Below are 5,636 nucleotides of genomic sequence, written 5' to 3' on the forward strand. Positions count from 1 at the left end.
TCCACGCCGTCGCCGTCCGTATCGGTATCGGCCACATCGTCTTCGCCGTCGTCGCCGTCATTGATGCCCGACTGGATGAGGGTCACGCCGGAGGTGTTCCGGCTCACATCGATGGCGACAGCCTGACCCGTCACGGTCTCGTCGGACGCGTCATCATTGTCATCGTCGAGGTCATAGTCATCGTCCGTGGCCGTGACCGAGGCGAGGATCTTGCCGGTATTGGTGATCGAGGTCAGGGTGCCGGCCCTGTCGAGCACGGCATAGGCGCTGCCGGCCTCGCCGGCCACCGTCGCGCTCAGCGTTCCGGCATTGATCAGGCGGGTTGCAGAGGCCCCTGCCTCGATGACGATGCCGCGCGCCGCATAGTCGCCTTCAGAGATCGTGGAACCGCTGATCGAACCCGTGTTCCAGATCGTGTCGGCATTGGCTCCGGCCATCAGGTGCAGGCCCGTGGTCTGGGCCTCATAGGCCGTCGTGCCGAGCGAACCGTCCAGTCGCACGCCGCCGGTCACCAGGGTGGAATAGCCCGCCGAGCCGCCCAGTTGCACCGCTGTCGTCTCGACATTGTCCAACGAGCCATAGGCCCCGACCGAACCCTTGATGACCAGGCCATAGGCCAGATCGCCGGTCCCGACCGCGCCGAGGGTGACGGTCTGGCTGTCCGACCCGATCTTCAGGGCCGGGGCCCCGCCATAGACTGTGACCGAGGCTGTGCCTTCGCTGCTGTCAGTGACGCCGTCGCCGTCCTCGTCGTCACTGGTGTCGTCATTGGTGTCGGTCGGGGGCGCGTCCAGCAGGACCCCGCCCGACACATCGGCCGTGACCCGGACGGCTGAGCCCCCTTCCAGGACATCGTCCGCATCAAGCAGGGCGCGGTCATCCGGATCGGAAAGGCGGCTGGTATAGCGGTAGCCATAGGCGGTGACCGAACCCTGGACGACGAGGGCTCCGTCGATCTCCGCATCGACGGCCACGCCCGTTGCGCCGGCACCGATGGCCAGAACCGATCCGGTGGTGGAGACCTTGCCGGTAACGGGCGCGCTGACCTTGATCCCGTAGGTGCGGTCGCCGGTGACGCTGATCGTTCCCGAATTGACCACGCTCCCGACAAGAGGGGCCTCGAGGCTGATCCCGGCCGAGTCGTTGCCCTCGATCAGGATCGAGCCTTCATTCGTGATCGTCCCGGTGAAGGGCTCCAGGCCGGTGAGGCGGATGCCGAAACGCCCGAATCCCTCAGCCCAGGGTCCGTCAAGGTCCCCGTCGTCGTCATCATCGGTATCGGCGTAGTCCTCGGTCAGGCTGATCGAACCGGCGCTGAGCAGCGTGCCGGTATGGCCGCCGAGCACCAGCACGCCGACCGAGTCATTGACCCCGACACTGACCAGACTGCCGTTGTTGGTAACGAGATTATCGCTGTCGAGGGTGACGATCGGGCCAGTAGCGCTGAGGGTGATGACGCCGTCCGAGGTGATCTTGACGTCACTGGCCGACCCGCCACTGGCCGAAGACGTGGTGATCGGTGTGGTCCGGGTGCTGCTGGTGACCTCCACCTCGGCAAGGGCCCCGCCGGAGGCGACGACGAAGGGCGCGGCGGCGGCCGTGGCGACGAGGATCTTGCGCAGCATGTAAGGACCTTCAGGAGAACCTGCGCAGGCCTAGCGATGCCGGGTGGCCGGGGCGTGTCCGGCTTGTTGCCCGATGGTCAGATGCGGAAATCTGGCGTTTCGGGCCGCCAAACCTTGCAAGCTGCCCCGTTGGCAGGCCGGAGACGGTTTCCGGAAAGGGCTGGTCGGGCGTTCAGATCTCGCCGTGGCGAAGCCGGCGGGCCAGATCGCGCGCGGCCAGGCTGACCTGCTGCCAGGTCAGGTCAAATCCGGCATCGTCGCCATAGTAGGGATCGGCCACGGCCTGCCTTTCCAGACCCGGTGCGTAGTCGAGCAGCAGGTCAAGGCGTGCGGCGGCGCCCTTGGGCATCAGAGCCCGCAGGTTACGCAGGTTGTCGTGGTCGAGGGCGAGGACGAGGTCAAAGCGGCGGAAGTCTTCGGCCTTCACCTGCCGGGCGCGCTGGCCGCTGATATCGACACCCTGGCGACGCGCGGCGGCGATGGCGCGGGGATCGGGCGGTTCGCCAGCATGCCAGCCACCGGTCCCGGCCGAGTCCGCCACCACCTCGAGACCGATGGCCCGGGCCTCATGCCGGAAAGCCCCTTCTGCCAGGGGCGAGCGACAGATATTGCCGAGACAGACGAACAGGACCGAAGGGCGCATCAGGCTGCCCCCCAGCCGCCGCCGCCGGGCGTCTCGATGACGATGGTATCTCCGGCCGCGACCTCGACCAGATCGGTGGCCGCCATCGCCTGAACCGAGCCGTCGGACCGTTCGACCCGGGCCAGACCCAGGGCCCCGGCCTCACCACCCGCCAGTCCGAACGGCGGCACCCGGCGGCGGTTCGACAGCAGCGTAGCGGTCATCGGCTCGCGAAAGCCGATCCGGCGCACAACCCCGTCGCCGCCACGATGCTGTCCTGCCCCGCCAGAGCCGCGCCGGATCGAGAAGGCCTCGACCAGCACCGGATAGCGGGTCTCCAGCACCTCGGGATCGGTCAGGCGGCTGTTGGTCATGTGAGTCTGGACGGCGTCGGTGCCGTCGAAGTCCGGTCCCGCCCCAGAGCCGCCGCAGATGGTCTCGTAGTACTGGCGGCGCTCATCGCCGAAGGTGAAGTTGTTCATCGTGCCCTGGGCCCCGGCCATCACGCCCAGCGCGCCATAAAGGGCGTCCACGACCACCTGGCTGGTCTCGACATTGCCCGCCACCACCGCCGCCGGATAGCGCGGCCGCAGCATCGAACCCTCCGGAATGACCAGCTCGACCGGCCGCAGGCAGCCGTCGTTCATCGGGATCTCGTCGTCGACCAGGGTCCGGAAGACGTACAGCGCCGCCGCCCGGCAGATCGAGGCCGGGGCGTTGAAATTGCTCGGGACCTGGTCACTGGAGCCCGCGAAATCGACCCGGGCCGTGCGGGCCTGCCGGTCGACCGTGACCGCCACCTTCACGACGGAGCCGTCGTCCAGTTCATAGGCGAAAGATCCGTCGCTCAGGGTGGCCAACACCCGCCGGACCGCCTCCTCGGCATTGTCCTGCACATGGGCCATGTAGGCCTCTACGACCTCCTGGCCGAATTCGGCGACGAGGCCGGTCAGGCTTTCCGCCCCACGCGCACAGGCGGCGATCTGGGCCTTGAGGTCACCGATGTTCTGGTCCGGATTGCGGGCCGGCCACTCGCCCGAGGCCAGCAGGGCGCGGGTCTCGGCTTCCAGGAACCGCCCGCCTTCGACCAGCAGGAAATTCTCGATCAGAACCCCCTCTTCCTCGACCGTACGGCTATTGGGCGGCATCGAACCGGGCGTGATCCCGCCGATATCGCCCTGGTGGCCGCGCGCGGCGACGTAGAACAGCAGGCCTCCCTCGGCGTCGAACACCGGCATGACCACCGTAACGTCCGGCAGGTGAGTGCCGCCGTTATAGGGCGCGTTGAGCATGTAGACGTCGCCGGGCTTCATACCTCGGCCGTCGGCCGCGCGGGCCTCGCGGATGGCCCGCACGCTGTCGCCCATTGAGCCCAGATGCACCGGCATGTGCGGGGCATTGGCGATCAGATTGCCGTCGCGGTCGAACAGGGCGCAGGAGAAGTCGAGCCGCTCCTTGATATTGACCGAATAGGCCGTGTTCTGCAGGGCAAAGCCCATCTCCTCTGCCACCGCCATGAAGAGGTTGTTGAACACTTCCAGCATCACCGGATCGGCCTTGGTACCGATGGCCCGGCGGGTCGGCAGGGCTTCGATGCGGTCGAGGATCAGGTTCAGGTGGGCATCCACAGTGGCGCGCCAGCCGGGCTCGACGATGGTGGTGCCGGTGGCTTCCCGGATGATGGCGGGGCCTTTGACGTCGGTGCCGACGGCCAGGACTTCGCGGTCGAACACCGGCGCTGACTGAACCTGTCCGGCCATACGGACCTCGACGGTGGCCAAGGGCTCGACCTCACCGCTCCGGGCGGCCCCGAGGGCGGGCTCGGCACCGGCATCGGCATGCCCCACAGCCTCGACCGACAGGGTCTCGACGACAAGAGCCGTGGTCGGCGAGATGAAGCCGAAGCGTCGCTGGTGCAGCGTCTCGAACGTGGCCCGAACGCCCGCCTCGTCGGTCAGCGGCACGACCAGCGGCGTGTCCGTCCCAGCATATTTCACCCGCAGGGTGGCGAGGGCTTCGACCGACGCCACCGGCACGCCCTGGGCCAGAAGCGCAGCCTCGGCTTCGACCGACAGCGCTCGCGCCTGCTCGGTCAGTTCAGCGGCGGCTTCGGCCAGCGGCCGCTCCACTGTCGCTTCACGGATCAGCCGCAGGTCCGCCAGCCCCATGCCGTAGGCGCTGAGCACTCCGGCAAAGGGGTGGATCATCACCCTGGTCATGCCCAGGGCGTCGGCGACCAAACAGGCATGCTGACCGCCGGCCCCACCGAAACAGGCCAGCACATAGCGGGTCACGTCATAGCCGCGCTGGATCGAGATCTGTCGCACCGCCTTGGCCATGTTCTCGACGGCGATGGTGATGAAGCCCTCGGCGATGGCTTCCGGGCTCATCGCCTCGCCGGTGGCGGCGAGTATATCCGCAGCGAGGGTTTCAAAGCCAAGCTTCACCGCCTCGACGTCCAGGGGCTGGTCGGCTCCGGGCCCGAAGACGGCCGGGAAGAACGCGGGGCGCAGCTTGCCCAGCATGACGTTGCAGTCGGTGACCGTCAGCGGTCCTCCCCGGCGGTAGGCGGCGGGCCCCGGCACGGCGCCGGCCGAGGCCGGGCCGACTCGCAGGCGGGCCCCGTCGAAGCTGCAGAGCGAGCCACCGCCCGCCGCCACGGTGTGGATGTTCATCATCGGCGCGCGCATCCGCACGCCGGCGACCACGGTCTCGAAAGCCCGCTCATACTCGCCCGCATAGTGGCAGACGTCGGTCGAGGTGCCGCCCATGTCGAAGCCGATGACGCGGTCAAAACCCGCCTCCCCCGCCGTCCGCGCCATGCCGACCACGCCGCCGGCCGGACCCGACAGGATGGCGTCCTTGCCCCGGAAGGCCCGGGCGTCGGTCAGTCCCCCGTTCGACTGCATGAACAGCAGCCGGGTATCCTCACCCAGTTCGCTCGCCACGCGGTCGACATAACGGCGCAGGATCGGCGAGAGATAGGCGTCGACGACGGTCGTGTCGCCACGCCCGACCAGCTTCATCAGCGGGCTGACCTCGTGGCTGACCGAGACCTGGGTGAAGCCGATCTCCCGGGCGATGCTGGCGACCCGGGCCTCATGGTCGGTGAAACGGAAGCCGTGCAGCAGCACGATGGCCACGGCCCGGAAGCCGGCATCGTAGGCCGTCTGCAGACCGGTCCGTGCGGCGGCTTCATCGAGAGGACGCAGCACCTGGCCCTCGACACTGATCCGCTCATCGATCTCGACCACCAGATCGTAGAGCGCTTCGGGCTTGACGATATGGCGGTCAAACAGCCTGGGCCGGGCCTGGTAGCCGATCCGCAGGGCGTCGGCGTGCCCGCCCGTGATCGCCAGCACCGTCGGCTCGCCCTTGCGCTCCAGAAG

2 protein-coding genes and 1 pseudogene are annotated in these 5,636 nt (G+C 68.2%); all 3 read right to left on the reverse strand.

Features of this window, described 5'->3' with window-relative positions; translation table 11 throughout:
• Window positions 1–1,625: pseudogene (locus DBR10_RS19785) on the reverse strand (autotransporter domain-containing protein); the annotation flags it as partial.
• Between the two features lie 172 nt (window positions 1,626–1,797).
• Window positions 1,798–2,268: a low molecular weight protein-tyrosine-phosphatase gene (locus DBR10_RS06800; RefSeq protein ID WP_108505720.1), complete on the reverse strand. Its 471-nt coding sequence runs from the start codon at window positions 2,266–2,268 to the stop codon at window positions 1,798–1,800.
• Window positions 2,268–5,636 (reverse strand): hydantoinase B/oxoprolinase family protein (locus DBR10_RS06805; RefSeq protein ID WP_108556222.1); only part of this gene is annotated, 3,369 nt, incomplete at its 5' end. The genes DBR10_RS06800 and DBR10_RS06805, both read right to left, overlap by 1 nt.

Origin of the sequence: Caulobacter sp. HMWF025 (genome assembly GCF_003060965.1) — a bacterium.
Lineage (GTDB): Bacteria > Pseudomonadota > Alphaproteobacteria > Caulobacterales > Caulobacteraceae > Caulobacter.

Bases quoted from the DNA above. Each gene is read 5' to 3' on its own strand.
- DBR10_RS06800 (WP_108505720.1), bottom strand. From the start codon at position 2,268: ATGCGCCCTTCGGTCCTGTTCGTCTGTCTCGGCAATATCTGTCGCTCG.